The sequence below is a fragment of the Arthrobacter sp. PL16 genome, from assembly GCF_035985055.1.
In the GTDB taxonomy this organism is placed as follows: Bacteria; Actinomycetota; Actinomycetes; order Actinomycetales; family Micrococcaceae; genus Arthrobacter_D; species Arthrobacter_D cheniae.
The window spans coordinates 189,173-213,747 of sequence record NZ_JAXCIC010000001.1 but is presented as its reverse complement, the minus strand read 5'-3'; the positions used below and the strand labels follow the sequence as shown (position 1 = coordinate 213,747).

The window sequence follows — 24,575 nt, the reverse complement described above, 5'->3', positions numbered from 1 at the left end:
ATCGCCGTCGCCGTGCTAAGGGGACGGCCACCGATACCGGCTCGGATGGCGACCCCGTGGCTTTCGCTAGGGGCACAAGGCGCGGTGGTGGACGCCCTCCCACCCCAACCATAGAATCGGAAGGACAGGGAGCCTCCGGCGTCCACCGACCCCGGTCCTGGGATCGGTGAGGTCCGGAGGACGTGCTGAAGGGTCGAAAATGCGAATGTTGAGCGGGCGCGCCTGCGTCACTGCTGTCCTGGGCGCCGTCGTGGCGCTCCCCCTGGTCTCGAGTGCCGCGGCATTCGCGGACCAGCCGATCACTTTCCCGTCCGGCGACTACGTGATCGACAACGCCGACGCCCTCACCGCGGGTGAGGAGACCGAACTCGAAGCCGCCATCGAGGACCTGCGGTCGCAGGAGGGCTTCACCGTGCGGGTCGCCTACGTCGACACGTTCGAGAGTCCGACGACCTCCAGCGACTGGGCCACGGCCACCGCGCAGCTCAACGATGAGACATCGAACGAAGCGCTCCTGGGCATCGCCATCGATCAGGGTCAAGCGACCTACGTCGTCGGCAGTGGATCGGCGATCGGCGGACAGGGCCAGTCGCTGTACGACCAGTACATCAGCCCTGAGCTGCAGGGAGGGAACTTCGCAGACGCCGGGCTGGCGGCCGTGCAGGGGACGGAAGAGGCGCTCTCGGGCTCCAGCGGCGGAGGGGGCGCGAACGGCGGTACCACGACGGGCACCAGCGGTTCCTCGGGAGGCAGCGGGCTCGGCGGCCTCGTCCTGGTAGGCGGGCTGGTGGCCGTGGCGGGTGCCGGCGGCTACCTGCTGCTCAAGAACCGTGGTGGCAACAGCGCACAGCGCAAGCGCGAGGAGTACGGCTACGGGCCCGTACCGTCCGCGACCGGCGAAGTGGTCGATCCGCTGGCCTCCGTCAGCGTGGAGGACCTGCGCAAGCGGGCGGGCAGTCTCCTGGTGGCGTCCGACGACGCCATCAAGTCCAGCGAGCAGGAGCTCGGCTTCGCAGAGGCGCAGTACGGCGCGGACGCCATCACCACGTTCTCCCAGGACATCGCCGGCGCGAAGCAGCACATGAGCGAGTCCTTCAAACTGCAGCAGCAGCTGGACGACCACATCCCCGACACCGAGCAGCAGCAGCGCCAGTGGCTCGGCGAGATCATCCGCCGGTGCGAGGAGGTCAACTCCTCCCTGCAGGCCCACAAGGCGGATTTCGATGCCCTGCGCGAACTGGAGCGCAATGCCCCGGAGGCCCTCGCCCGTGCGCAGTCGGCTGCCGAGCAGGCACGCCGGCGGTTCAGTGCGGCCGAACAGGCCCTGCGGAACCTGCAGGGCCGGTACCTCGAGACCGCGACGTCGCAGGTTTCGGACAACATCGAGCAGGCCCGGGAACGGCTGAGCTTCGTCGAGAGCGCCGCTACCGAAGCGCAGTCCCGGATGTCGGCCGGGGATACGGGACGCGCCGTCGTCGCGGTCCGGGCCGCGGAGGAGGCGGTGCACCAGAGCGCCGTCCTCCTGGATGCCATCGACAAGCGCTCCGAGGAGCTGGGCGCAGCCGAACGCGAACTCGAACACGCGCTGCCGGAGACAGAACAGGACCTCGCTCAGGCGCAGGCCATGGACCGGACAGGACAGTACCGGGACCTCGCGGGGCCCATCGCGGCCGTGCAGTCGGCTGTCACGACGGTGCGTCAGGAACGGCAGAATCCCCGCAGCAATCCCCTCGCCCTGCTGCAGCGCCTCGAGTCCGCGCATGCACAGCTCGACGCCGCCCTCGGCGGTGTGCGCGACCAGGCGGAGAACACCCGCCGTGCCCAGGATTCCCTGCAGCACGCGATCATCGCCGCGCAGTCCAGCATCTCCGGCACCGCGGACTACATCCGCGCACGCCGTGGTGGTGTGGGCAGCGAGGCCCGCACCCGCCTCGCCGAAGCAGAGCGCAACCTCGACTATGCCGTCGACCTCCAGCGCTCCGATCCCGTCACGGCCCTGTCCCACGCACAGCAGGCCACGACGCTCGCGGATCAGGCCGCGCAGCTCGCCGAGCAGGATGTGGACGGCTTCGGCCGCGGCGGCATGGGCATGGGCGGCATGTACGGCGGACGCGGTGGCGATGGCATGGGCGGCGCACTCCTCGGCGGCATCCTCCTCGGATCCATCCTCAACGGTGGCGGCTTCGGCGGCGGCTTCGGGGGTGGGTACGGCGGAGGCGACGGCGGTGGTGGCTTCGGCGGCGGCGACGGCGGCAGCTTCGGCGGTGGTGGCTTCGGCGGGTTCGACGGCGGGGGCGGCGGCTTCGGGGACTTCGGAGGGGGCGGCGGCGACTTCTAGGACGCTCAGCCTCCTCCAGCAGCAGGACGCAAGGACTATCACGAAGAATCGAAAGGGAAATCAATGGTAAAGCAGTCAATTTTCGGCAGGATCGCCCAACTCACCCGAGCCAATGTCAACTCACTGATCGACCAGGCCGAGGATCCGCAGAAGATGCTCGACCAGATGGTCCGCGACTTCACGAACAGCATCGCCGAGGCCGAGAGCGCCGTCGCCCAGACCATCGGCAATCTCCGGATGATGCAGGACGACTACAACGAGGATGTCGAGAACGCGCGCAGCTGGGGCAACAAGGCCCTCGCCGCGTCCCGCAAGGCCGACGAGTACCGCTCGTCCGGCGATGCCGCCGACGCCCAGAAGTTCGACAGCCTGGCGAAGGTAGCCATCCAGCGCCAGATGGCGGCGGAGAACGAGGCGAAGGGCGCCGAGCCGACCATCGCTTCGCAGACGGAGATCGTCGACAAGCTCAAGGACGGCCTCAACCAGATGAAGGGCAAGCTGGGCGAGCTCACGACCAAGCGCGACCAGCTCATCGCCCGGGCCCGCACCGCACAGGCGCAGTCCCAGGTGCACGACGCCGTCAAGAGCATCGACTTCATGGATCCGACCAGCGAGGTGGGCCGCTTCGAGGAGAAGATCCGACGCGAGGAGGCCCGGGTCCGCGGACAGCAGGAGTTGGCGTCGTCGAGCCTCGACGCACAGTTCGAGAGCCTCGAGGACCTCGGTGAGCAGACCGAGATCGAGGCTCGCCTGGCCGCCCTGAAGTCGGGGGCGGGCTCGCAGTCTGCGATCGGCCAGGGCGCAGGAAGCGGCGCGGACGCCGGTACGCCGTCGACCGCGGGTGAGACCACCTACTGACGGATCGCGCCTGACAGAGCGCCCGCATAGCACAGGGGAACCGCTGCCGCCCGGCCGCGGTTCCCCTGCTGTCCGGCCGGTTCCACCCGCCTGCAGGCAGGTTAGATTGGCTCCATGGCTGTGACACTGGTGTGGTTCCGCGACGATCTCCGAATCTCCGACAACCCCGCGCTCGCCGCAGCCGCGGACAGCGGGGACGACGTCGTCGCCTGCTATGTCCTCGACGAGGAGACGGACGGGATCCGGCCGCTGGGCAGTGCCTCCAAGTGGTGGCTGCACCACTCACTCGTGGCACTGGATGCGTCCCTGACGGAACTCGGCATACCCCTGCTCCTCCGCCGCGGTGCCGCCGGAGACGTGATCCCTCAGCTCGTGCACGAGAGCTCCGCTCACGCCGTCGTCTGGAACCGCCGGTACGGCCTGACCGAGCGGACCACCGATTCCGCCCTCAAATCGTCGCTCTCCGACCAGGGCGTCGATGCCACCAGCTATCAGGCGAACCTGATGTACGAGCCGTGGGAGGTCACCGCCGGGTCCGGTAAGGCCTACAGGGTCTTCACGCCCTTCTGGCGGGCCTGCCTCGCCTCCCGCACCCCCCGCAAGCCCCTGCCTGCGCCGGACGCACTGCACGGCCCCCACCTCGACTCCGACGACCTGCCCACGTGGGGACTCCTTCCCACGACTCCCGACTGGGCGGAGGGCCTCCGTGACACCTGGACGCCCGGCGAAGCGGGCGCCCACCAGCGGCTCGACGATTTCCTCGATGGGGCGGTGGGGGGATACAAGGACAACCGCAACCTCCCAGCCCTCCGTGGCACCAGCATGCTCTCTCCCCACCTTCGTTTCGGCGAGATCAGCCCGTTCGAGGTCTGGCACGCTGCGCAGGACCACAAGGACAGCTCCACGGCCGAGGACATCCGGGTGTTCGGCTCCGAGCTCGGCTGGCGCGAGTTCAGCTGGCAGCTGCTGTACTTCAACCCGGAGCTCGCCACCGTCAACTACCGCCCGGAGTTCAATGCGTTCACTTGGGAGAGCTCCACCGAGGCGGAGCTGAAGGCCTGGCAGCGCGGCCACACGGGTTACCCCCTGATCGACGCCGGCATGCGCCAGATGTGGCAGATCGGCTGGATGCACAACCGTGTCCGCATGGCCACGGCATCCTTCCTCATCAAGAACCTGATGATCGACTGGCGCGTGGGCGAGAAATGGTTCTGGGACTGCCTGGTCGACGCCGATGCCGCGAGCAACGCTGCCAGCTGGCAGTGGGTCGCCGGCTCAGGTGTGGACGCCAGCCCCTACTTCCGCATCTTCAACCCGGTGCTGCAGAGCAAGAAGTTCGATCCGAAGGGCGCCTATCTCGTCCGCTTCGTTCCGGAACTGGCGGACGCCGACAACGTGCACGAACCGTGGAAGGGCTCGGCACCGGGCTACCCGGCTCCCGTCGTCGACCTCAAGGAGAGCCGCGAGCGTGCCCTGAGCGCGTACAAGGCCCTGTCCGAGTCCTAACTTCCCAGCCCGGTGGGGGGGCCGACGGGCGTCACACCTCCGCGGGAGGCCCTGCATCACCCCGATTCTCTCGGACACAACAAGAAGTCCGGCCCTCCCGAAGGAGGACCGGACTTCTTATTCGTTGCGGGGACAGGATTTGAACCTGTGACCTCTGGGTTATGAGCCCAGCGAGCTACCGAACTGCTCCACCCCGCGGCGTGTAACTAACGTTACCGGCCGCGGGGCCCCGAGGCAAATCGAGCGGCTGCCCGACTCCCCCGGCTACTGCCCGGCGCCTCCCGAAACCCTTTCCTCGGCGTCGAGCGCCCGCTGCAGGGCGTCCTGCAGGCGGTCCTGCGCCTCCCCATAAGCAGCGAAGTCGCCGGCTGCGAGGGCAGCGTTGCCGTCCTGGATGGCGGTGTTGGCGTCATCCAGGGCCGTCCGCAGGTCCGCTGCGGGATCGCCCGTCGTGGTGCCGGGCGTGCCTCCCTCCGAGGGGCTCGGAGTAGGAGTCGGCGTCGGAGTAGCTCCCTCGCCGTCCCCTTCTGCCGGTGCCGCCGGATCCTCGGGGGTCTCGCCGACATTCTCGCTGTCGCCGGTCGTGGCACCCGAGTCACCGCCGAACACCTGGTCGAGGGCCTCTGCGAGTGTCGGCGCGAAGCCGACGTCGTCGCCGAAGCTCACGAGTACGCGCCGCAGGACCGGGAACGAACTGCTGCCCGAGGACTGCACGTACACGGGCTGCACGTAGGCGATACCCCCGCCGATCGGCAGGGTCAGCAGGTTGCCGTTGATGACCTCGGAGGCACCCTGCCGCAGCAGGTTGAGTTCCTGCGAGACAGTGGTGTCCGAGTTGAACAGGTTCTGCGCCTGACCCGGACCGACGACGGAGTCCTGCCCCGAGCTGTCCAGCAGCGTCAGCCGCCCGTAGTCCTCGCTCTTGACGCCGTCCTCACCCGTGCCCGCATCGCCGTTCGCCGCGAGGAACCCGTACAGCACGTTCCTCGGGGTCTGGCCCTGCGGTACGAAGGGGATGTACGGCGTCGTCAGGGAGAAGGCAGCCTTGTCCTGGTTGGGCATCTGCAGGGTGAGATAGAACGGTGGCTGGCGGTCCGTCGTCGCCGCAGCCGCCGCGCCGTCGGCACTCCCACCCGGATCAGCAGGCACGTTCCAGGCCTCGCTGTTGTTGTAGAACTCGTCCGTCTCCGTGACGTGGTACTTCGCGAGGAGTTCACGCTGCACCTTGAAGAGGTCTTCGGGGTAGCGGACGTGTGCCATGAGGTCGGCCGACATCTCGCTGAAGGGCTTCAACGACGACGGATACACCTTCTGCCAGGACTTCAGGACAGGATCCTGGTCGTCCCAGGCGTAGAGGTTGACTGATCCGTCGTAGGCGTCGACCGTCGCCTTGACCGCGTTGCGGATGTAGTTGACCCGCTCGGCAGGCAGTGCCGTGGCGAGACCTTCCGCGGTCTGGGAATCCTGCGTCGCGGACTCGAGCTCCTGTTCGGTCGAGTAGGGGAAGTTCGCGCTGGTGGTGTAGCCATCGATGATCCACTTCACCCGGCCGTCGACGATCGCCGGGTAGCTGTTGCCATCCAGGGTCAGGTACGGGGCGACCTTGCGGACGCGGTCCACCGGGTCCCGGTCGTAGAAGATCTGGGACTCGCTGTTGACCTGATCGGAGAGGAGGAGATCGGTGGACTGGAACTTCAGCGCGTAGACCAACCTGTTGAAGGCGTTGCCCACGTCCGGTCCACCCTCGCCACTGAATGTCGTCCGTGACTCTGTATCGGAGTTCTCGTTCTGCGGGCGGTCGATTTCCGCGGGCGCCTGGCCCTCGGGAGCCCCGACCACCGAGTATTCCGGCGAATCCTCTCCGAAGTAGATGCGGGGCTCGTAGGTCGATTCGTCGCCGAGCACGCCCGTGGAGGGGATGCCGGACTGCAGGAAGGACGGGCGTCCGTCGGGCTCGACGGTCGAACCGGCGGCGGCGACGACGCCGTAGCCGTGGGTGTAGAAGACGTGCTCGTTGACCCAGCCGTCCGGGACGCCGTTGGTATCGAGTTCGCGGACCGCGATGACGGTGTCCTGCACCTCTCCGTCGATCTCGTACCGGTCGACGTTGAGGGTCTCGGGGAACTGGTAGTACTGCCGGAACTGCTGGAGCTGGCTGAAGGCGTCCGAGACGAGGTTGGGATCGAGCAGGCGGATGTTGGCCGTCGTCTCGCCGTCGTCGCCGAGGGCTCCTACCTGCGGAACGCTCTCCGGCGCGTAGGGCTCTACCTCTACCTCATCCAGGCCGTAGGCCTCACGGGTCAGGTTGATGTTCCGGTCGATGTACTCGCGCTCGAGGTTGAGCTCCGACGGACGGACCTGGAAGCGCTGCACGATGGACGGGTAGACGCCGCCCGCGAGGAGAGCGGTGATGATGAGCATCGCCGTGCCGATGAGCGGCAGGCGCCAGCGTCCGATGAAGGCCGACGCCACGAACAGGACCGCGACGATGATGGCAGCGACCGCGAGGATGGCCTTGGTGGGGATGACGGCGTTGACGTCGGTGTAGAGCGCTCCGGCCCATGTCCCCTGGTTCAGGAGGGTGTCATAGCGGTCGAGCCAGTAGTTGACGCCCTGCAGGACGAGGAAGAGGGCTGCGATGACCGCGATCTGGATGCGGGCGGCCTTCGTCGTGAAGAGGCCCTTCTCCTCGAGGCGGATGCCGCCATAGAGGTAGTGCGTCAGGATCGTCGCGATGGCGCTGATGATGACGACGCTGATGAGGAAGCCGACGACGAACTTCAGGAACGGCAGCGTGAACATGTAGAACCCGTAGTCCATGTTGAACTCGGGGTCCCTGGTGCCGAAGGGAACCTGGTTCAGGAACAGCAGCACCTCCTGCCACTGCGAGGAGGCCGCGGTGCCTGCGAAGGCTCCGAGGACCACGGGGATACCGAGCATCAGCAGGCGGCGGATGGGCTCCAGCTGCGCCTGGTACCGGTTCAGGTTGTCCTGGACGGCACTGTCGGGCGCGTAGATGGGCCTGCTGCGGAACGCGATGCGGAGGCTCAGGAAAACGGCCCCTGCCATGACGAGGAACGCGACGACGAAAAGGACGATCCTCGACAGGTTCTCGGTCACGAACACCTCGAGGAACCCGACCTGGTTGTACCAGAGCACGTCGGCGTAGACCTGCGACAGGTAGACGAAGGCGATCACGATCACCGCCACGACGATGATGGTCGGGATCAGCGGACTGCGACGCCGACTCGTTGATGCACTTGCTGGGCTCGGCCTACTGCCGAACGGACGGTCTGGTCCGGATGTCACATCTACCTCATCGTTAGCTGCTGCGGGTCACGACGACCGGTGTCCCGCGTCGCTCCCCCGGCCCGCACGCGGACAGAGGACAGCGTGCAGTTCCGCCCTTCGTGCTTTCATTCTGCCCTGTCCACGCTCAGCCGGACCAATTAGGTTCCCGCCTGCCGCTGGGGAGGCACGATCGTCATCCAACCGTGTCTTACGTCGTCGTGGTCCGGCCACGTCAGCCGGAATCCATATCAGCAGGCCGGGAGCCCGGCAGGATCCGCACCGGAACCGAGCGTCTCGACGGCCTCCACCGCATCATCGATGGTCTCCACCTTCACGACGGTCAGCCCGTCGGGGATGTTGTCCACCACCTCGTCGCAGTTCTCCGCGGGGGCGAGAAAGAACTCGGCACCACCGGACCGTGCACCGACGAGCTTCTGGGCAATACCGCCGATGGGACCGATAGCCCCTACCGAGTCGATGGTCCCGGTGCCCGCGAAGTGCCGTCCCCCCGTGAGGTCCCCCTCCGTCAGGCTGTCGATGATGCCGAGCGCGAACATGGTTCCGGCGGAGGGTCCGCCGACGTTGTCGAGCTGGATCGTCACCTCGAACGGGAAGTCGAAGGTCGAGGCCAGGAGGATCCCGAGCTGGAAGTCGCCCTCGTCCGACTCCTTCGGCAGCACGGACACGTCGAGTTCGGCTCCGTCGCGGACGATCGAGAGATCGGCCGGGGCACCATCGGCGTCGCCCAGCGTGGCACGCAGGGTCTGGATGTTCTCGATCGGCTTCCCGTCGATGCTTCGAAGGACGTCACCCTTTTGCAGTGCACCCTCGGATGCGGAGTCCTCAGCCAGGCCGGCGACCGACAGTTCCTCGGTGAAGTCGATGTTCTCGTGGGACAGTGCGGCTGCGATAGCCGATTCCTGCGACGAGGTCATGGCGACGGCATTCTGCTCCTCCACCTGGGACGACGTCGTGCCCTCCGGGTACACGAGTTGCTCGGGCAGGACGTTCTCGTTCGGATTCGCCCAGGCGCGGAAGGTGTCCAGGACATTGACCTGGCCATTCGGACCGCCGCTCACGAATACCGTGGTGAGGTCGAGCTCGCCCTCGGGCGGGAAGGTCTCCCTGCCCTCAACCCGGATGAGTGGCTGCCCGTTCACCTCTCCGATGGTGTTGAAGGTGGGGCCCGGCGATTCGATGACGTACGGCGAGGGGAGGAGTACGGCGGCCGCACTCAGAACGACGGCGAGACCGCCTGAAACCGCCATCGCTCGGAATCGCACGTCCCTGGGCCGCGCGGGTTCCCCGGGGCTGTAGGTCTCGAAGTGAACAGGCTGCGTCACTGCGCTTCTCTCTATAGGGCGGGCCGTGCGACGGCGCACGATGCACCCTTCCGGCCTTCCCAGAATAGACGCTCCGGCCGACACCCCTTCGGACGGGACGCCGGAGGAGACGCCGCAAGGAGCCTCCACTGCCGGTGGAGGCTCTTCTTCCCCACCCGCTGCAGGCACTCGGCACCCACGAGCGGCGCACTTTGCCCTGAGCGAACGATCCAGCGCAGGTGGGACACCTCCCATCCCGGGCCGGTAGCGTGATCTCCACAGCCGGCACGGATGGCGTTACCACTCCTGCCCGGACCCGCCAAGCTACAACCAGGACCGGTGGTATCAGTGACCAACCCATCCAACCCATCCAACCCCCCGAACGGCGACGACGACACGCCCCAGGACCCGCTCTCCGAGATGCTGGCGAAGATGTTCGGCGGTGGCGCCGCAGGGTTCGACCCGCAGGAGATCGCAAAAGCAGCGGGCCTGCCCTCGGACCCCGCAGCCATGGCCATGATGATGCAGCAGGTACAAGCCATGTTCTCCACGCCCAGCGATGGCCCCGTGAACTGGCAGATGGCCCACGAGCAGGCGAGGCGGGTCGCCGCCTCCGACAACGACCCATCGGTCACCTCCCTGCAGCGCAGGAGCGTCGACGAATCCCTGAAGCTCGCCGAGATGTGGCTCGATCCGGTGACCACCTTTCCCAGCACCGGTCAGCTCGGCCGCGCCTGGTCGCGTGCAGAGTGGGTGGAGGCGACCATGACGACCTGGCGCCGCCTGACCGAACCTGTTGCCACGAGCATCGCCAAGGCCCTGACCGACGTCATCTCCGAGCAGCTGCCCGACGAGATGAAGTCGATGATGGGCATGATGGGTGGACCGGGCTCGATGCTGCAGAACGTCGGAGGTGCGATGTTCGGCATGCAGTTGGGACAGGCCGTGGGCGCGCTCTCCAAGGACGTCGTCGGCTCGACGGACATCGGCGTACCCCTGGGGGACGGCCGGATGGCCCTCCTGCCGGCCAACGTAGCGGTCTTCGGCCAGGGACTCGACATCCCCGAGCAGGAGGTCCAGCTCTTCCTCGCCGTACGGGAGGCGGCGCACGTGCGCCTGTTTACCCACATCCCCTGGCTCACCGGGCACCTGCTCGGCAGTATCGAGCGTTACGCCCGGGGGATCCACATCGACATGACCAAGATCGAGGAAGCCGCGCGCGACATCGATCCCACCAATCCCGAAAGTCTCCAGGGCGCTCTCTCGCAGGGCGTCTTCATGCCTGAGCGCACGCCCGAGCAGGATGCCGCGCTCGTGCGGCTCGAAACGACGCTGGCCCTCGTCGAGGGTTGGGTCGACGAGATGTCAGCAGCGGCAACCGTGAACCTGCCATCGGCGGGCGCACTACGCGAGATGGTTCGGCGTCGCCGCGCGACCGGCGGCCCCGCCGAGCACGCCTTCGCCTCGCTCGTCGGCCTGGAACTGCGGCCGCGACGCCTGCGCGACGCCGCTGCCCTGTGGTCACTCCTCACGGCGGAACGCGGGATCGAAGGCCGCGACGCCCTGTGGCAGCACCCGGACCTACTGCCCACCGCTGAGGACCTCGACGATCCTGCAGGCTTCTCCGAGCGGCGGAGGTTGCTCGAATCGTCCGACGCCGACGTCGACGCAGCCCTCGAACGCCTCCTCGCGGGCGACTTCGAGCCCAAGGAGGAAGCGGCCTCCGATGACGCCGACGCGTCCCAGGAGGATCCCGATGTCGATCCGGACGCGGGAACGGGCGACGGCGGAGGCCCCATCCGCTGAGTCCACCATCATCGGGCACGGCTACCTCGGTACCGCCTCTGAAGAAGGTACCGAGGCCCAGCTCTTGTTCCAGGCAGTTCGGAACGGGCGTGCTGAATGCCGTGGTGCTACTGACCGTCCTTCTCGCTGGGAAGGTTCCGCTGGGAAGCGAAGGCAGCGCCGTCGAGGAACGCCTTCGCCGTCCCGGTGTGCGGGTAGGACGCCAGCAGACTCCAGAAGACGGCATTGTGCGAGGGCTCGATCAAATGCGCCATCTCGTGCAGGATCACGTAGTCGGTGACCCACTCGGGCATTCCCTGCAGCCTGTGTGACAGGCGGATGGACCGGTGGGCCGGGGTGGCGGACGCCCAGCGCGAGTTCTGGTTGGTGACCCAGCTGATCCTTCCGGGAATGCCTCGACCGCCGAGATAGCGACCGGCTAGTTCTTCCGCCCTCTGTAGAAGTGCCTGCACGGGCGCGTCGTCCTCGACGGGAGGCGCATCGAGGTATTTGGCGGACAACTTCTCCACCATGCGCTCCACCCAGTGACGCTCCTGGCTCGCGGAGAAGTGGCCGGGGATGGAGATGCGGATGACTCCATCGCGGATGTCCGCGCTGACGGTCCGCTTCCGGCGGGCTGATCGCCTCACTTCGACCGGCAACGGCGTCGGAGCGAGCGCCCGGCTTGGGTCAGGAGTTGTCACTGATGATTTCGAGGACGGCCTCGCCGTACCGCTCCAGTTTGGACGAACCGATCCCCGCGAGCTCCCCGAGTTCATCGAGTGATTGCGGCCGCGCTTCGGCGATCGCCACGAGCGTCGCGTCCGTGAACACGACGAACGCCGGTACGTCCTTCTCCCGTGCCTCGACGAGCCGCCAGGCACGCAGCGCCTCGAACGTCTCCTCCTCATAGCTCGCCGGACACTCGGCGCACCGGCCGATCTTCCGTTCGGATCCCGTGAGCAGCGGCCGCTGGCAGACCCTGCATACCGCCGGCGCGGACGCCTTCCGGTTCGCTTTCGCCCGCGGCTGCCGGAAGGTTGCCTGCCCGGCCGTCGCAGGCCGCAGGGCATCCAGGAAACGCGACGGCTTCCTGGAGGCGCGCCCGCCAGGTGAACGGGACGTGGACCAGGACATCGCGAGGTGGACGCGGGCCCGGGTGATCCCGACATAGAGCAGCCGGCGTTCCTCGTCGACTGCCTCCTGCGTGTCGGCGAACGAGATGGGCATGAGTCCCTCGCTCAGCCCGACGAGGAAGACGGCATCCCACTCGAGCCCCTTGGCCGAGTGGAGCGACGCAAGGGTGACACCCTGTACCGTCGGCGCGTGCTGCGCCGCGGCCCGCTCCTCGAGTTCCGCCACGAACGACTGCAGGGTGAATGCCTCTGGGCCGCGCACCCTGTTGAGTTCGTCGGCCAGGCCGACCAGCGCGGCGAGGGACTCCCATTTCTCCCGCACCGCACCTGAATTCTGCGGGGCGACCGCCGTGTAGCCGAGCGACGCGAGGACGTCGCGTACCTGCTGGGGGACGTCGTCGTCGCCCTGCGTCCGCGCTGCCGCCCTCAGCTGGAGAAGAGCGTCCCGGACCTCACGCCGCTGGAAGAAACGCTCGCCGCCGCGCAGCTGGTACCCGATGCCGGCACTCGCCAATGCCTGCTCGTAGGCCTCCGACTGACCGTTGGTGCGGTACAGGATGGCGATCTCGCTCGCCTTGACACCCTGATCGAGCAGCACACCGATGCGTCGTGCGCACTCCGCGGCCTCGGCCTCGTCATCGCTGCACTCGGTGAACACCGGTTCCGGCCCCGCGGGCCGCTGGGCGATCAGTTCCAGGGGTGCCGACCAGGTGGTGCCGGTAGCCCGCCGATCCGCTTCACTGCTCCTCGCCGCCAGGAGCGTGTTGGCGGCGCGCACCACCTGGGGCGTGGACCGGTAGTCACGCACCAGCTTGACCACCTGCGCACCCTCGTAGCGCTTGGTGAAATCGAGGAGGTGCCGGGACGTGGCGCCCGTGAACGAATAGATGGTCTGGCTGGCATCTCCGACGACGCACAGTTCGCGCCGCTCTCCGAGCCAGAGGTCCAGCAGGCGCTGTTGCAGCGGGGAGACGTCCTGGTACTCGTCGACCACGAAGTGGCGGTACTGCGACCGCACCGTCGCCGCCACCTTCTCGTCGTCTTCCAGGATGGCGACCGTGGTCAGCAGGACGTCCTCGAAGTCGATGAGGTTCCTGTCGATCTTCAGGTCCTCGTAGGCCGAAAAGATACGGGACACGGTGATGAGGTCCATGCCTGCCGGTTCGGCCCTCCCTGCGGCCGCTGCCGCGTAGGCATCAGGCGTCAACATGGAGACCTTCGCCCATTCGATCTCCGCTGCGACGTCGCGGATAGCGGCCCGATCGGTCGACAGGCGCAGGCGCCGCGCCGACTCGGCGATGAGTTGGGCCTTGTGGTCCACCAGCGCGGGCAGGGGCCCTCCGACGGCCTGCGGCCAGAAGTACTGCAGCTGCCGGAGAGCAGCGGCGTGGAAGGTGCGGGCCTGCACCCCACCGGCCCCGAGGTCACGCAGGCGCGTGCGCATCTCCGCGGCAGCCCTGGCGGTGAAGGTCACGGCGAGTACCTGCTGCGGCTTGTAGACGCCGGTATGCACGCCATAGGCGATGCGATGGGTGATGGCGCGGGTCTTGCCTGTTCCTGCACCCGCGAGGACGCAGAGTGGGCCCGACAGCGTGCTGGCCACCGTCCGCTGTTCGTCGTCGAGCCCCTCGAGGATGCTGTCTTCGAGCAGTGTCCCGGACACTAGGGGCGCGCCTCCGACGGCTCCTCGTCCAGCGGTCCCCCGTACCAGCGCTCGATCAGCGCTCGGGCGATGGAGACGCCGCCGGCGACGGCGATCTTCCCGTCGCGGACCTCGGTGAAAAGCTGTTGCCTCGTGAACCAGCGCACGGATCTCATCTCCTCACGGTCGGGCACGGCGTCCGTGGTCACTGCGCGAGCCACGAAGCCGAGCATGAGCGACGCCGGGAAGGGCCACGGTTGCGAGCCGAGATACTGCGGAGACTCGATCTCGATGCCGGACTCCTCCCCCACCTCCCGGATGACGGCGGCTTCCAGTGATTCACCCGGCTCGACGAATCCAGCCAGGGTGGAGAACCGGTCCTCCGGCCAGGCGACGGCCGATCCGAGCAGAAGTCGGTCGTCGTCGTCGATCACCGAGACGATGATCGCCGCGTCGGTGCGCGGGTAGTGCTCGGAATCGTCCTTCGGGCACTGGCGGACCCACCCGGCGGCACGCACCTTCGTCATCGCGCCGCATCGGGGACAGTGCGTATGCGTGGCGTGCCAGTTGGCGATGGCAGCAGCCTCGACGAAGAGACCGGTGTCGCGTGCATCGAGCGAGGCGGCGATGTCGCGGAGGCCCAGCCAGTCCTCCTGCGGGGCGATGGCGGTGTCCTGCTCCTCGAGGACCGCGAGCACCACTGGCTGCCCTGCATCGGTGGCCCCCTCGTTGATCCGACCGAGGTAGACGATCAGGTCCGGCCGCGGAATGGCCGTCGGCGCGACGAGTCGGAGTGCACTCCTGGCAACGGGAGCCTTACCGTCAACGAGGGTCAGCACCCTGGTTCCGGCCGCGTTCCACAGTGTGTCCAGGAGGCCCTCGGTGGTCCTTGCCTCACCGTCCCGGTCGGCGTCGGCACGTGCCAGCGGCAACGATCCGAGGGGAGGCAGCACCAGGGTGCGCAGGGGTTCGGTCATGGTTCTACGGTACGTTCTCGCTCTCCCAAAACCCATTCCGGAAGGACCACGTGGAGGAGCAGCACAGCACTGAACACGAGTAGTGCATCTGGCGACTCGCCGCAATGGAACGGAGCGGGCAGGGTGAGAACGACCTACGGTGGAGCTTGTGAAACGGACACCCATGGAACTCGCCGCAATCGCCAGTGCCGCAGTACCTGGCCTGGCCCCGACGGGCGTAGCAGGCGCTCCGGACGACGTGGCGGACTTCGACTCCGCCCTGCTGGTGGACGACGCCGGTAAACAGTGGAGGGTCCGCTCTCCCAAACACCCCGAGGCCAGCATGCGCCTCGAGACCGAACTGCAGGCATTGCGCGCTTTCACACCCGCTGTCAAGGCCGAACTCCCGTTCCTCATCCCGCACATGGCCGGAAGCGTGCGACAGGGCAACCTCAGCACGTTCGTCTACTCCCATCTGGCCGGCAGCACACGTCCCCTGGACGCGCTCACTGCCGGCGGGCGCGCCATGGCCCAGGAACTGGGGCGCGTCCTGGCTGCGATCCACGAGCTGCCGAAGGACATGGTGCAGCGCGCCGACCTGCCCGGGTATGAGGCGAACGAATACCGTCAGCGCAAGCTGAACGAGCTCGACCAGGCCGCGACGACCGGCAAGATCCCCTCGATCCTGCTGCGCCGCTGGGAGCACGCGCTCGAGGACGTAGCTCTCTGGCGCTTCAGCCCCACGGTGATGCACGGCGACCTCCACGAGGACCACCTGTTGATCGCCGCAGGTCGTGTCTCCGCCGTGACGGGCTGGACGGACCTGTGCATCGGCGATCCCGCAGAGGACTTCGCCTGGCTGGCTGCTGCTGAGGACACGGGCTTCGTCGACGCCGTCCACGCCGCCTACGCCGAGGCGAGGGCGGTCGCCGTCGACCCCCACCTCTCCCGCCGTGCAGCACTGGCCGCCGAATTCGCGCTGGCGCAGTGGCTGGTGCGCGGAGTCGCCCTCGAAGATGCGGAGATGATCCACGAGGCCGAGGGCATGCTCGCCACGCTCGCCGCCGACGTCGAGTTCATCGAACGTGAGCAACGGGAGGCCGCGGAACGCGCGCGACAGGTTCATGAGGAGCGCCTCGAGTGGGGTAACGCGCACGGCGATGACGTCCTCGACGATGACGCGGATGCCGACGGGGAGGTCTACGGCGACGCCGGTCACCATGGCCGGGGCGAGTCGCAGGATTCGGAAGCGGTCCACGATGACGACGCGGCCGCCGATGAACCCGACCGGCAGGACTCTGCGCAGCGCAGCGACGTCCGGCACTCCTACGGGCTACCCGAGGTCGCACCGCAGCGGACCGGCAGCCATGCGTACGACGCCGACGACGCCCCGTGGCGACTGCGTACGGCGGAGGACTTGCCGGTCAAGCCGGAGGAGCGCCCGACGGATCACCCACGCGGGCACCATGATGGGCATGAGACTCCCTCCGGGTCGTCCCTGGCACACGGGCGTCTGGTCGCGGGCCGCCAGAGGCCCGCAGGGACGTCGTCGAACGTGACGCTGATCAGGAGCAGCGATTCCGATGCGGGGTCGCCGGACGATGTGGCGACCTCGGCGCTGCCGATCATTTCGTACGGCCGCTGACAGGTTGACCCCGGTCGGGCCCAGCGTCTCCTCGCCGCGCCTCACGCGTGTCCGTCCGCCGAGGTGCCTGCCGCCGCGATGATGGCCTCGAGTTGGGCGGCATCGGACAGATCGTGCGGCCGCACCACCAGGTTGTCCGCGACGTAGAAGAAGGCAGCCCGCACCTTCTCGAGCGGCACCTCCTTCAGCCGTGACCAGGCCAGCCGGTACACGGCGAGTTGCACGGCTTTCGCCGCTCGCCGGTCGGGAGCCGGAGGCCGGCCCGTCTTCCAGTCGATGAGGTCCCATCCGCCGTCCGAATCGCGGAAAACGGCGTCGATCCGGCCGCGCACGACGATGCCGCCGATCTTCGTCTCGATGGGGGCCTCGATGGCGGCAGGTTCACGCAGCGCCCACTCGGACTGTTCGAAAATTGCGGCCATGTCCTTCAGTCCGAGCGTCTCGTCCACGTACGCGTCCGCGCCGCCGGGGTACTCTCCGAGATCGAGCATCCCGCCCGATCCGTAGAATTCCTCGATCCAGGCGTGGAAGGCCGTGCCCTTGCGTGCGGCTGATCCTGGGCGCCGGGGTAGCGGTCTCCGCAACTGCTGCATGACGGCATCCGCATCCTCACGCAGCTCGACGAGCATCGACGCGGAGATGTGCGAGGGGAGCGCGAGCGGCATCCGTTCACGCTCGCGCGCCTGGCGCGCGAGCGCGAGCCTCACCTCGCGGCCCCAGCGCCCGCCGTCGACGTCGACGTCGAGCGTGGGAGCTGTTGCCTGCTCGAGGACGGCGCGCGCTGCCTGCTCCAGGTCTGCACGCCGGGAGCCGAGCGGATCGAACGGCCACACGGCCCGCTCCGGCCTCGCATTGGCGGGGTTCGCATCCCCCTCATCGCCGTCGGCCAGCCAGTGCGGCAGCGTGAATCCGGGGGAGCCGGATTCGGCGAGGGCCGCGAGGTCGGTCAGGTAGGACGAGGGCCCTGACGGTCGCGATCGGCCACGGCTCCACGCCGACGAGGTGCACACGAGGGCGTGCTTCGCGCGGGTGAAGGCGACGTAGGCCAAGCGTCGTTCCTCACGCTCGGCATGTGCCCTGGCCTCATCGGTGAACTCCCTCTCGCTGGCCAACCATTCCTTCTGGTCCTGCTGTTCCCAGTCCCACTGGGGTAGCTCGGGCGCGTCACCACGCAGGGGCCAGGGGATCGAGGAGTCTCCGGTGCTCCAGCGGGAATCCTTGCCGCTGGGGAAGGATCCTTCATTCAGGCCCGGCACGAACACCACGTCCCACTCGAGGCCCTTCGACGCGTGGACCGTGAGGAGCTGCACCGCGTCCCTGCTGGCCTCGAGCTGCGTGACAGGCAGGCCGTCCTCCTCCTGGTCGGCGGCCTCGAGCCATGCAAGGAACGCAGGGAGATCGACCCGCTCGGCGCTGGATACGAACCCCGCGACGGCTTCGGTGAAGGCGTCGAGGTTGCGACGCGCCTCGTGGATGCTGACGCCGGGCTTCGCTGCCACCTCGATGTCCAGAAGAATGGTCCGCTCGACCTCGCCGATCATGGTGCCGAGATCGTCGCCCACGAACCCTCGAAGGGTTCGCAACTCCCTCCTCAGGACGTCCAGGCGTTCGCGCGCGATACCGCTGAGCGACCTGCCGGCGGAGGAGACCCAGTCCGACGGCGGAAGGTAGTCGACCGCCTCGACGAGGCTCCCCGCCTCGGCGAGGTCGGGCGCAACAACGGCGTCCCTGCTCTGCTCGTCGTCGAGCGCCTCCCCCGCTGTGGTGCCGCGTCGGAACATCGCCTCCCTCGTCCGGGCCAGCTGCCTCGACCAGTCGCCGAGTGCCATGAGATCCGCAGCCCCGAGACGCCAGCGAGCACCTGCCAGGAGCCTGAGCATCGAATCCGAGCGGTCGGGGTCGCCGAGGACCCTGAGGGTGGCGAGCAGGTCGACGATCTCGGGAGTCCGCAACAGGCCTCCGAGGCCGACGACCTGCACCGGCACACCTGCGCGTTCGAGTTCACGGCGGATCGGTTCGAACTGCTTGCGCCCGCGGCACAGGACCGCCATCGTCGGCCGGAGCGGGACGCCGTCGTCGCCCTTCTCGAAGGAGCGACGGCGCTGGCGCAGCACCTCGCGGGCGATCGCCTCGGCCTCGCTGAGGACGGGGGCGGCCGGGTCCGGTGACCCGCCGTTCTTCGCCGGGACGGCCGGGTTGACAGGAGCGTCCGTGAGGAAGCGCCCGAGCGTGACGTCACCGAGCGGCGCAGCCGGCCGTGCGACGAGGCGGGGAACCTGGTGCACCGGGGCGTTGCGGAGCCAGGGTGCGGGAACATTGAGGCGCTCCGACACCGTGTTCGCCGCCTCGAGGATCGACGTCGAATTCCGCCAGGCGACCGACAGGTGCGCCACCCCGGACGGGGTGCGTTCGTCGGCGGCAATTCTCGGGAACGCGGTGCGGAAGGTTCCGAGCTGGCCCGCGGAGGCTCCCCTGAACCCGTAGATCGACTGGTGCGGGTCGCCGACGGCGGTGACGGACCGGCCGTCGGCGAACAGGCGGGAAAACAGGACCATCTGCGCATGGGAGGTGTCCTGGAACTCGTCGAGCAGTATCACCCGATACTTCTCGCGCTCCATCTGTCCGGCTTCCGGGATGTCCTGCGCGATCCTGGCCGCGAGCGACACCAGGTCCCCGAAATCGAGCTGTCGGCGGGTCAGCTTCGCGGCGGCATACCGGTCGACGAGTTCGGTGACCGTGACGCGGGTGCGCAGCTTGTTCAACAGCTCCTGGACCTTCTGGGCTGCGGCCTTGCTGGAACCCGCCACGTAGGGCTGCGACGCGACGAAGTCGATGTGGCGTCGGAGCTCGTCCCGCACGGTCGCGGGGCTCACAAGATGCTCCGCACACTCCCCCGCCATATCGAGGAGGCCCTTGACGAGAGTGCTCTTCGCTGCCGTGAAGTGCTCCCACTCGCCGTCGTACGCTTCCACGACGGACGAAGCCAGCTGCCACGACTGCGCGGTACCGAGCATGACCGAATCACGTTCGACGCCGATGCGCAGGCCGTAGTCCTGCACGATGCCGTTCGCGAAGGAGTGGTAGGTCGAGATGGCGGGGTCCAGTCGGTCGAGCGCATCCCCGCCTGCTGTGGCGTCATCACGCGAGAGCGCTGCGTACAGCAGCGCCAGTCGCTGCCGGACGCGCGAGGCGAGCTCGCCGGCTGCCTTCCGAGTGAAGGTGACGCCGAGGATCTGCTCGGGGCGCACCAGGCCGTTGGCAACGAGCCAGACCACCCTGTCAGCCATGGTCTTGGTCTTCCCCGATCCGGCACCCGCGATGACGAGCAGGGGCTCCAGCGGGGCCTCGATCACCCGCGCCTGGTCCTCGGTCGGATACTGCACCGGAGCATCAGGATCCGAATGCAGGAGATCAGCCAGTTGCCGAGCCGAGTAGCGCGGGACCGTCGTCCCGGCGGCCGCCCCGCGGATTGCCCCCGACACCACTACTGGGTCACCTGCTTACCCTCTTCACACAGGGGGCAAACCTCCGGCAGGCGGCAACCGCTTCCTCCGAACCCGGAGCGCCGGGGGTCGTGGATGGTGTCGAACGTCGCGGCAGACATCAGTGCGGCGGCCTCCTCGATCATGGTCCTCGCCCAGGTATCCCTCGGCTCCACCGGTGGCTGCTCCTGCACGGACACGTTCTTCGATGTGGTGCCCAGCTGCACGAGGGAAGCACCTCCGGGAGCCGTGCTTCCCGAGTCAGGGGAAACCGTTCCGGTGTCGTCACCGTCGCCCCCGTCATCCAGCAGCGCACCCGACGCCACGGCCGTCTGGTAGGCGGCCAGTTGCGGATGGTGGGTGATGTCGGCGACCGCGGGAGCGCTCTTGCCTGTCTTGAGGTCGACGACGACGAAACGACCCTCGACGTCGAGCTCGAGCCGGTCGATCTGGCCACGGAGCCGTGCGATCCTCTGGACACCGTCCAGTTCGACATCGAGATCCACCGAGAAGTCCACTTCGGTGGCCCGGAGCGTCCGTCCGTCCTTCCTCATCGACAGGACGTAGGCGGCGAGCTTGCGTACCATCCCCTCGGCGCGCCTGAAATCGGCTCGACCTTCCCACGTGTCCTTGATGCCCAACTGCGGCCAGCGGCGTTCGAGTTCGCGGACGTACTCGTTGCCGGTGGCGTCCGGGAGATCCTGCGCGATCTGGTGGACGAGGGTGCCGAGCGAGCGGGCGAAGTCCGTGGTGCGCTCTCCCCCTGCCGCGGAGACGAACCAGCTGAGGGGTGAAGTCAGGACGGACTCGACCTTCGAAGGCGACACCGGGATCGGCTGGTCGACGGGCACCACGGGGTCCTCGCTGCTCGGTCCGAGGATGCCCCACCACTGGGACGGGTGGGCGCCGGGCACGGGAGGCTCCAACACCGCCATGCGTCCGAGGTGCCGGACGGCCTCCCGCGACAGCGCTGCGCTCGCCCGGGGGTCCTGGGCGAAGGTGCGCAACTCCGCGACCAGGGCACGGAGGGTGACCGGACGCAGGACCTGGGTGCGCGGCCGCTCGGCGAGGCCGCCCGGCAGAGGGTCCACCACATCGAGGAACTGCGAGGCCTGCTCGTCCTGGGAGGAGACGGCGCAGCAGACCAGTTCCTGCGTGGCCCGCGACACCGCGAGCGAGAAGGTCCGTAGCTCGTCGAAGCGGATGTCCTGCAGCAGCGACACAGGGTCCCTCGTGCTCCGGAAGGACTCGCCGTGATCGAGCAGGGCCCGCAACTCGCCGGAACCGAGTAGTTCTCCCCGGAGGCGGAGGTTCGGCCAGACGCCCTCCTGCACGCCGGCGACGATTACCAGGGGCCAGTGCCGCCCTGCCGCACTCGCGGGAGTGAGCACCGAGACCGACGCCTGCCGCTTCGTGCGCTGCGCCAGCGTGTCCATCGGGATGTCCTGGCTGAGGATGTAGTCGAGGAAGAGCTCGGGATCGGCACCGGGCATCTGCTCCACGAAACGCTCCGCAGTATGGAACAGGGCCATCATGGCGTCCAGATCCCGATCCGCGCGGGTCGAGGACGGGCCTTCGGACAGGGCTGCTGCCGACCAGCGCTGCGCGAGTCCGGAGGCCGACCAGAGCGCCCACAGGACGGTCTCCGGGTCCCGCGCCGGGTCGGCGACAGCCGCCTTTCCGGCGTCGAGCATACGGTACAGCCGACGCGCGGGCGCGCCCTCGGTCGGGAGTGCGGCAATCTCGTCCGGCGCGGAGAACAGCGCGGTCAGAAGCTCGTCGCTCGTTCGTCCTCCGCCCCGCTGCAGTTCCGTGCGCCGCAGGATCTGGCGCAGTCGCCGCAGATCGAGGCTGCCGGCGCCGCCGATCCTCGAGGTGAGCAGCGAGATGCACAGTTCGGTGTCCAGCTCCGCACGCCCCACCACGACGGCGAAGAGGTCGAGCAGCGGCCGCACCGCCGGCTCCTCACGGATGGCCGTCTCAGCGGCAGGAACATTCACGGCGATACCCTGCGCCGTGAGGAAACGCTGCACCGCCGACACCTGTGCGCCGTTCCGGACGATCACCGCGATGTCGTCCAGGCTGCGCTCCCCGAACAGGTGGGCCTCGAGCACCCGCTGCGTGATGAACCGCTGCTCGTGGAATGCGCTGTCGAGCACGTGCGCGGAGACGACCGGTACGTCCGTCGTCGACGGGGGCAGGGATCGGTAGGCCGTGCTGACTCCGCTCGTCGCGATGCGGGCGGCGACATTGCCCCACGCCTCGGCGAGGCTGCCGGTCAGGGTCAGGGATCCGGGCAGTGTCACCGTGGTCAGGCCCCCACCGCGGCGGAACAGGGTGGACAGGCGCCCGGCCAGTTCCGGACGGGCACCACGGAAGCCCTGGGCCACCGTGTCGGGACAGGATGTGATCACGACGTCGTTGCCCGCCCCGATGAGCCCCAGCAGTGCATGGACGGCGGGATTCGCCTCCTGGTAGTCGTCCACGAGGACGAGCTGAAGGCGTTGGCGCTCCCGGTCGAGGAAGTCCTGATCCGTCTCGAGGATCTCGCGTGCGGCGGTCAGGATTCCCGCCGGGTCGAATGCTTCGGGCATTCGAAGGTCGAGGACGTCACGATACTCGCGGTAGAGGGCCGCCGCCGCCACCCAGTCCGGGCGATCGAAGCGCTGTCCCCAGGCAGCCAGGTCCTCCGCCGGCACCCCGTACTCGCTCACCCGGTCGAAGAGGTCCCGGATCTCCTGCCGGAATCCGCGGGTCGGCAGTGCCAGGGCCAGGCTCGACGGCCAGTCGAGCAGCGGGGCGCCGTCGCGTCCGTGCCCGGAGAGGAGCTCCTTGATGATGAGGTCCTGTTCGGCTCCCGAGAGGAGCCTCGGCGCACGCGTGATGGTGGGGGTGCGACCCTCGGCCCGGGCCCGGCGGATGAGGTCGAAGGCGTAGGAGGACCAGGTCCGTGCGGGCGCCGTGCTGATGCTGCGATCCAGTTTCGCCGTCAGTTCGTCCCGGAGCCTGGTGGCGGCTGCACGGGTGGGCCCCAGGACGAGGAGCCCCTCCGGGTCGAGGGTTCCTGCCTCGATCCGACGGACCGCCAAGTCGGTGAGGAGCGAGGATTTCCCGCTTCCGGGTGCACCGAGGACGAGGACCTGACCGGTGATGTCCTGCAGCGAGTGGAGGACGACGTCGTATCCCCTCGCGGGAACGCGGGGAGGGGCGATCCCGGCGCCGGCGACGGACGCCGGCGGGACATCGTTGAGAGTGCTCGTCATGTATCTAGACCATCACATGCCACGGACAATCAGCGGTACCGCAACAGGGGTGCCTTGCTACGGTCCGGCGCGCCTGAGGGACGCGCCGAGAGCGGCCAGGACGGCATGGTCCGCATCCGACGGCCACCAGCGGGCGGAAGCAAGATCCACGCGGAAGTCCTCCGGATCGGTGGTGCCCGGCCGGACGGACAGCGGCGTGCACTCGTCGTCGTAGTGGGGCCGCGCGTGCAGCGCCAGCCCGCGCGCGGGATGACCGCCGGCCCGAAGCACCCGCCACCAGGGCACGTCGCGCGAGGCGCGGGACAGGGCCCTGCCCACCTGGCGCGGACCGCCGCATGTGAGCAGCTCGGCGATGTCCCCGTACGTGAGCACCCGGCCCTCGGGTATAAGCTCCGTGACGTCCAGGACTGCCCGGGCGTAGGCCTCGGAGGCGATGCGGGGCGCGGGTTCCCGTGCCTGTTCGACGTTGTGCTGCCCGGGGGGCTCCCCGCCGCCGACGGGTGGTGTGCGCATGCGTTCAACCCTAGTCCCGGGCGCTCGGCGGAGCGGCACCCGCCAATTCGTCGGACCCCGCCAGTACCGTGGTGCCATGACGAGCTGGCACATGGCACCGAGGGCGGCCTTCGACCTCGAAACGACGGGACGCGATCCGTTGTCGGCGCGGATCGTCACCGCGACGATCATCCTCGTCGACGGCTCCGGCGCCGTGCTGGAACACCACGAGTGGCTGGCTGATCCGGGCGTCGACATCCCGGACGGTGCCGCCGCCATCCACGGCATCACGACGGCGCACGCGCAGGCCCACGGCCTGCCCGCCGCCGACGTCGTCCGGGGAATCTCCGCGGTGCTCGCGCGCCTGTTCGGCGACGGCGTACCCGTCCTCGCCTACAACGCGCGCTACGACTTCACGGTCCTCGCACAGGAGGGGCACCGCCACGGGGTGGAGACGCCCCTGCCCTTGCCCGTGATCGACCCGTTCATCATGGACAAGCAGGCGGACCGGTACCGGCGGGGCAAACGCACGCTGACGGCCGTCTGTGAGCACTACGGGGTGCCCTTCGAGAACGCGCACACCTCCGCCGCGGATGTCCTCGCTACCCTGCAGGTGGGCCGGATCCTCGCCGAGCACTACGCCTTCCTTCAGCGGCCGGCAGCCGACCTTCACGCAGCCCTGATCGTCTGGGCGGACCGCCAGGCGGCAAACTTCGAGGAGTACCTCCGCAGGACGGACCCTGACGCCGTCATCGAGCGGGCGTGGCCGATCATCGGAGAAGCATCGGATGCGACCGGAGAGGTCCTGGTGCCGGTCGGCTCCGCCGCCTGAACGGCGACGGCTCCCACGTAGCCCGGC

Annotated in this window: 14 protein-coding genes and 1 tRNA gene; 6 read left to right on the top strand and 9 right to left on the bottom strand. The window is 68.4% G+C overall.

Annotated features, from left to right (window positions below; genetic code table 11):
- Window positions 1-199: 199 nt before the first annotated feature.
- The 3 genes from RCH21_RS00980 to RCH21_RS00970 all read left to right on the top strand — a co-directional run bounded on the left by RCH21_RS00980 (window position 200) and on the right by RCH21_RS00970 (window position 4,702).
- Window positions 200-2,338, top strand: coding sequence for a TPM domain-containing protein (locus tag RCH21_RS00980; RefSeq protein WP_326962837.1), 2,139 nt, complete (start codon window positions 200-202; stop codon window positions 2,336-2,338).
- 63 nt (window positions 2,339-2,401) lie between these two features.
- Window positions 2,402-3,196, top strand: coding sequence for a PspA/IM30 family protein (locus RCH21_RS00975; protein ID WP_120149359.1), 795 nt, complete (start codon window positions 2,402-2,404; stop codon window positions 3,194-3,196).
- 114 nt (window positions 3,197-3,310) lie between these two features.
- A complete protein-coding gene (locus RCH21_RS00970; RefSeq protein WP_326962836.1) occupies window positions 3,311-4,702 on the top strand; it encodes a cryptochrome/photolyase family protein in 1,392 nt (463 codons plus the stop codon).
- A gap of 124 nt (window positions 4,703-4,826) precedes the next feature.
- Here the strand turns inward: RCH21_RS00970 and RCH21_RS00965 are convergent.
- The 3 genes from RCH21_RS00965 to RCH21_RS00955 all read right to left on the bottom strand — a co-directional run bounded on the left by RCH21_RS00965 (window position 4,827) and on the right by RCH21_RS00955 (window position 9,261).
- Window positions 4,827-4,900: transfer RNA gene (locus RCH21_RS00965), tRNA-Met, on the bottom strand.
- Between the two features lie 66 nt (window positions 4,901-4,966).
- Complete coding sequence (locus tag RCH21_RS00960) at window positions 4,967-8,011, bottom strand: UPF0182 family membrane protein (protein ID WP_120149361.1); 3,045 nt, start codon at window positions 8,009-8,011, stop codon at window positions 4,967-4,969.
- Window positions 8,012-8,241: 230 nt separating this feature from the next.
- Entirely contained in the window at window positions 8,242-9,261 is a 1,020-nt protein-coding gene (locus RCH21_RS00955) for a YlbL family protein (protein ID WP_326962835.1), read from the bottom strand.
- Between the two features lie 402 nt (window positions 9,262-9,663).
- On the opposite strand from RCH21_RS00955, the gene RCH21_RS00950 reads away from it, so the two are divergent.
- Complete coding sequence (locus RCH21_RS00950; RefSeq protein ID WP_326962833.1) at window positions 9,664-11,121, top strand: zinc-dependent metalloprotease; 1,458 nt, start codon at window positions 9,664-9,666, stop codon at window positions 11,119-11,121.
- A 107-nt stretch (window positions 11,122-11,228) separates the two neighbouring features.
- On the opposite strand, the gene RCH21_RS00945 is transcribed toward RCH21_RS00950, so the two are convergent.
- The 3 genes from RCH21_RS00945 to nudC are packed head-to-tail and all read right to left on the bottom strand — an operon-like array spanning window position 11,229 to window position 14,855.
- Window positions 11,229-11,804, bottom strand: a complete 576-nt coding sequence (locus RCH21_RS00945; protein WP_326962832.1) for a M48 family metallopeptidase — start codon at window positions 11,802-11,804, stop codon at window positions 11,229-11,231.
- A complete protein-coding gene (locus RCH21_RS00940; RefSeq protein WP_326962831.1) occupies window positions 11,791-13,899 on the bottom strand; it encodes an ATP-dependent DNA helicase UvrD2 in 2,109 nt (702 codons plus the stop codon). The genes RCH21_RS00945 and RCH21_RS00940 overlap by 14 nt, the downstream gene beginning before the upstream one ends.
- Window positions 13,899-14,855 carry an NAD(+) diphosphatase gene (gene nudC / locus RCH21_RS00935; protein ID WP_326962830.1) on the bottom strand — a complete coding sequence of 319 codons (957 nt, stop codon included), beginning with the start codon at window positions 14,853-14,855 and terminating at the stop codon, window positions 13,899-13,901. The genes RCH21_RS00940 and nudC overlap by 1 nt, the downstream gene beginning before the upstream one ends.
- Window positions 14,856-15,018: 163 nt before the next feature.
- Here nudC and RCH21_RS00930 point away from each other — a divergent pair, with 163 nt between their 5' ends.
- Window positions 15,019-16,479 carry a phosphotransferase gene (locus RCH21_RS00930; RefSeq protein WP_326962829.1) on the top strand — a complete coding sequence of 487 codons (1,461 nt, stop codon included), beginning with the start codon at window positions 15,019-15,021 and terminating at the stop codon, window positions 16,477-16,479.
- A 41-nt stretch (window positions 16,480-16,520) separates the two neighbouring features.
- Here the strand turns inward: RCH21_RS00930 and RCH21_RS00925 are convergent, their stop codons facing one another.
- Genes RCH21_RS00925 through RCH21_RS00915 form a run of 3 tightly spaced genes read right to left on the bottom strand, consistent with a single transcriptional unit; the run spans window position 16,521 to window position 23,737 of the window.
- A complete protein-coding gene (locus RCH21_RS00925; protein ID WP_326962828.1) occupies window positions 16,521-19,961 on the bottom strand; it encodes an ATP-dependent helicase in 3,441 nt (1,146 codons plus the stop codon).
- 2 nt (window positions 19,962-19,963) lie between these two features.
- Window positions 19,964-23,224 (bottom strand): ATP-dependent helicase, encoded by a 3,261-nt coding sequence (locus tag RCH21_RS00920; protein WP_326962827.1) that lies wholly within the window; start codon window positions 23,222-23,224, stop codon window positions 19,964-19,966.
- A 57-nt stretch (window positions 23,225-23,281) separates the two neighbouring features.
- Window positions 23,282-23,737, bottom strand: coding sequence for an MGMT family protein (locus RCH21_RS00915; protein WP_326962826.1), 456 nt, complete (start codon window positions 23,735-23,737; stop codon window positions 23,282-23,284).
- 76 nt (window positions 23,738-23,813) lie between these two features.
- Here RCH21_RS00915 and RCH21_RS00910 point away from each other — a divergent pair, with 76 nt between their 5' ends.
- Window positions 23,814-24,548 (top strand): 3'-5' exonuclease, encoded by a 735-nt coding sequence (locus RCH21_RS00910; RefSeq protein WP_326962825.1) that lies wholly within the window; start codon window positions 23,814-23,816, stop codon window positions 24,546-24,548.
- Window positions 24,549-24,575: the final 27 nt, after the last annotated feature.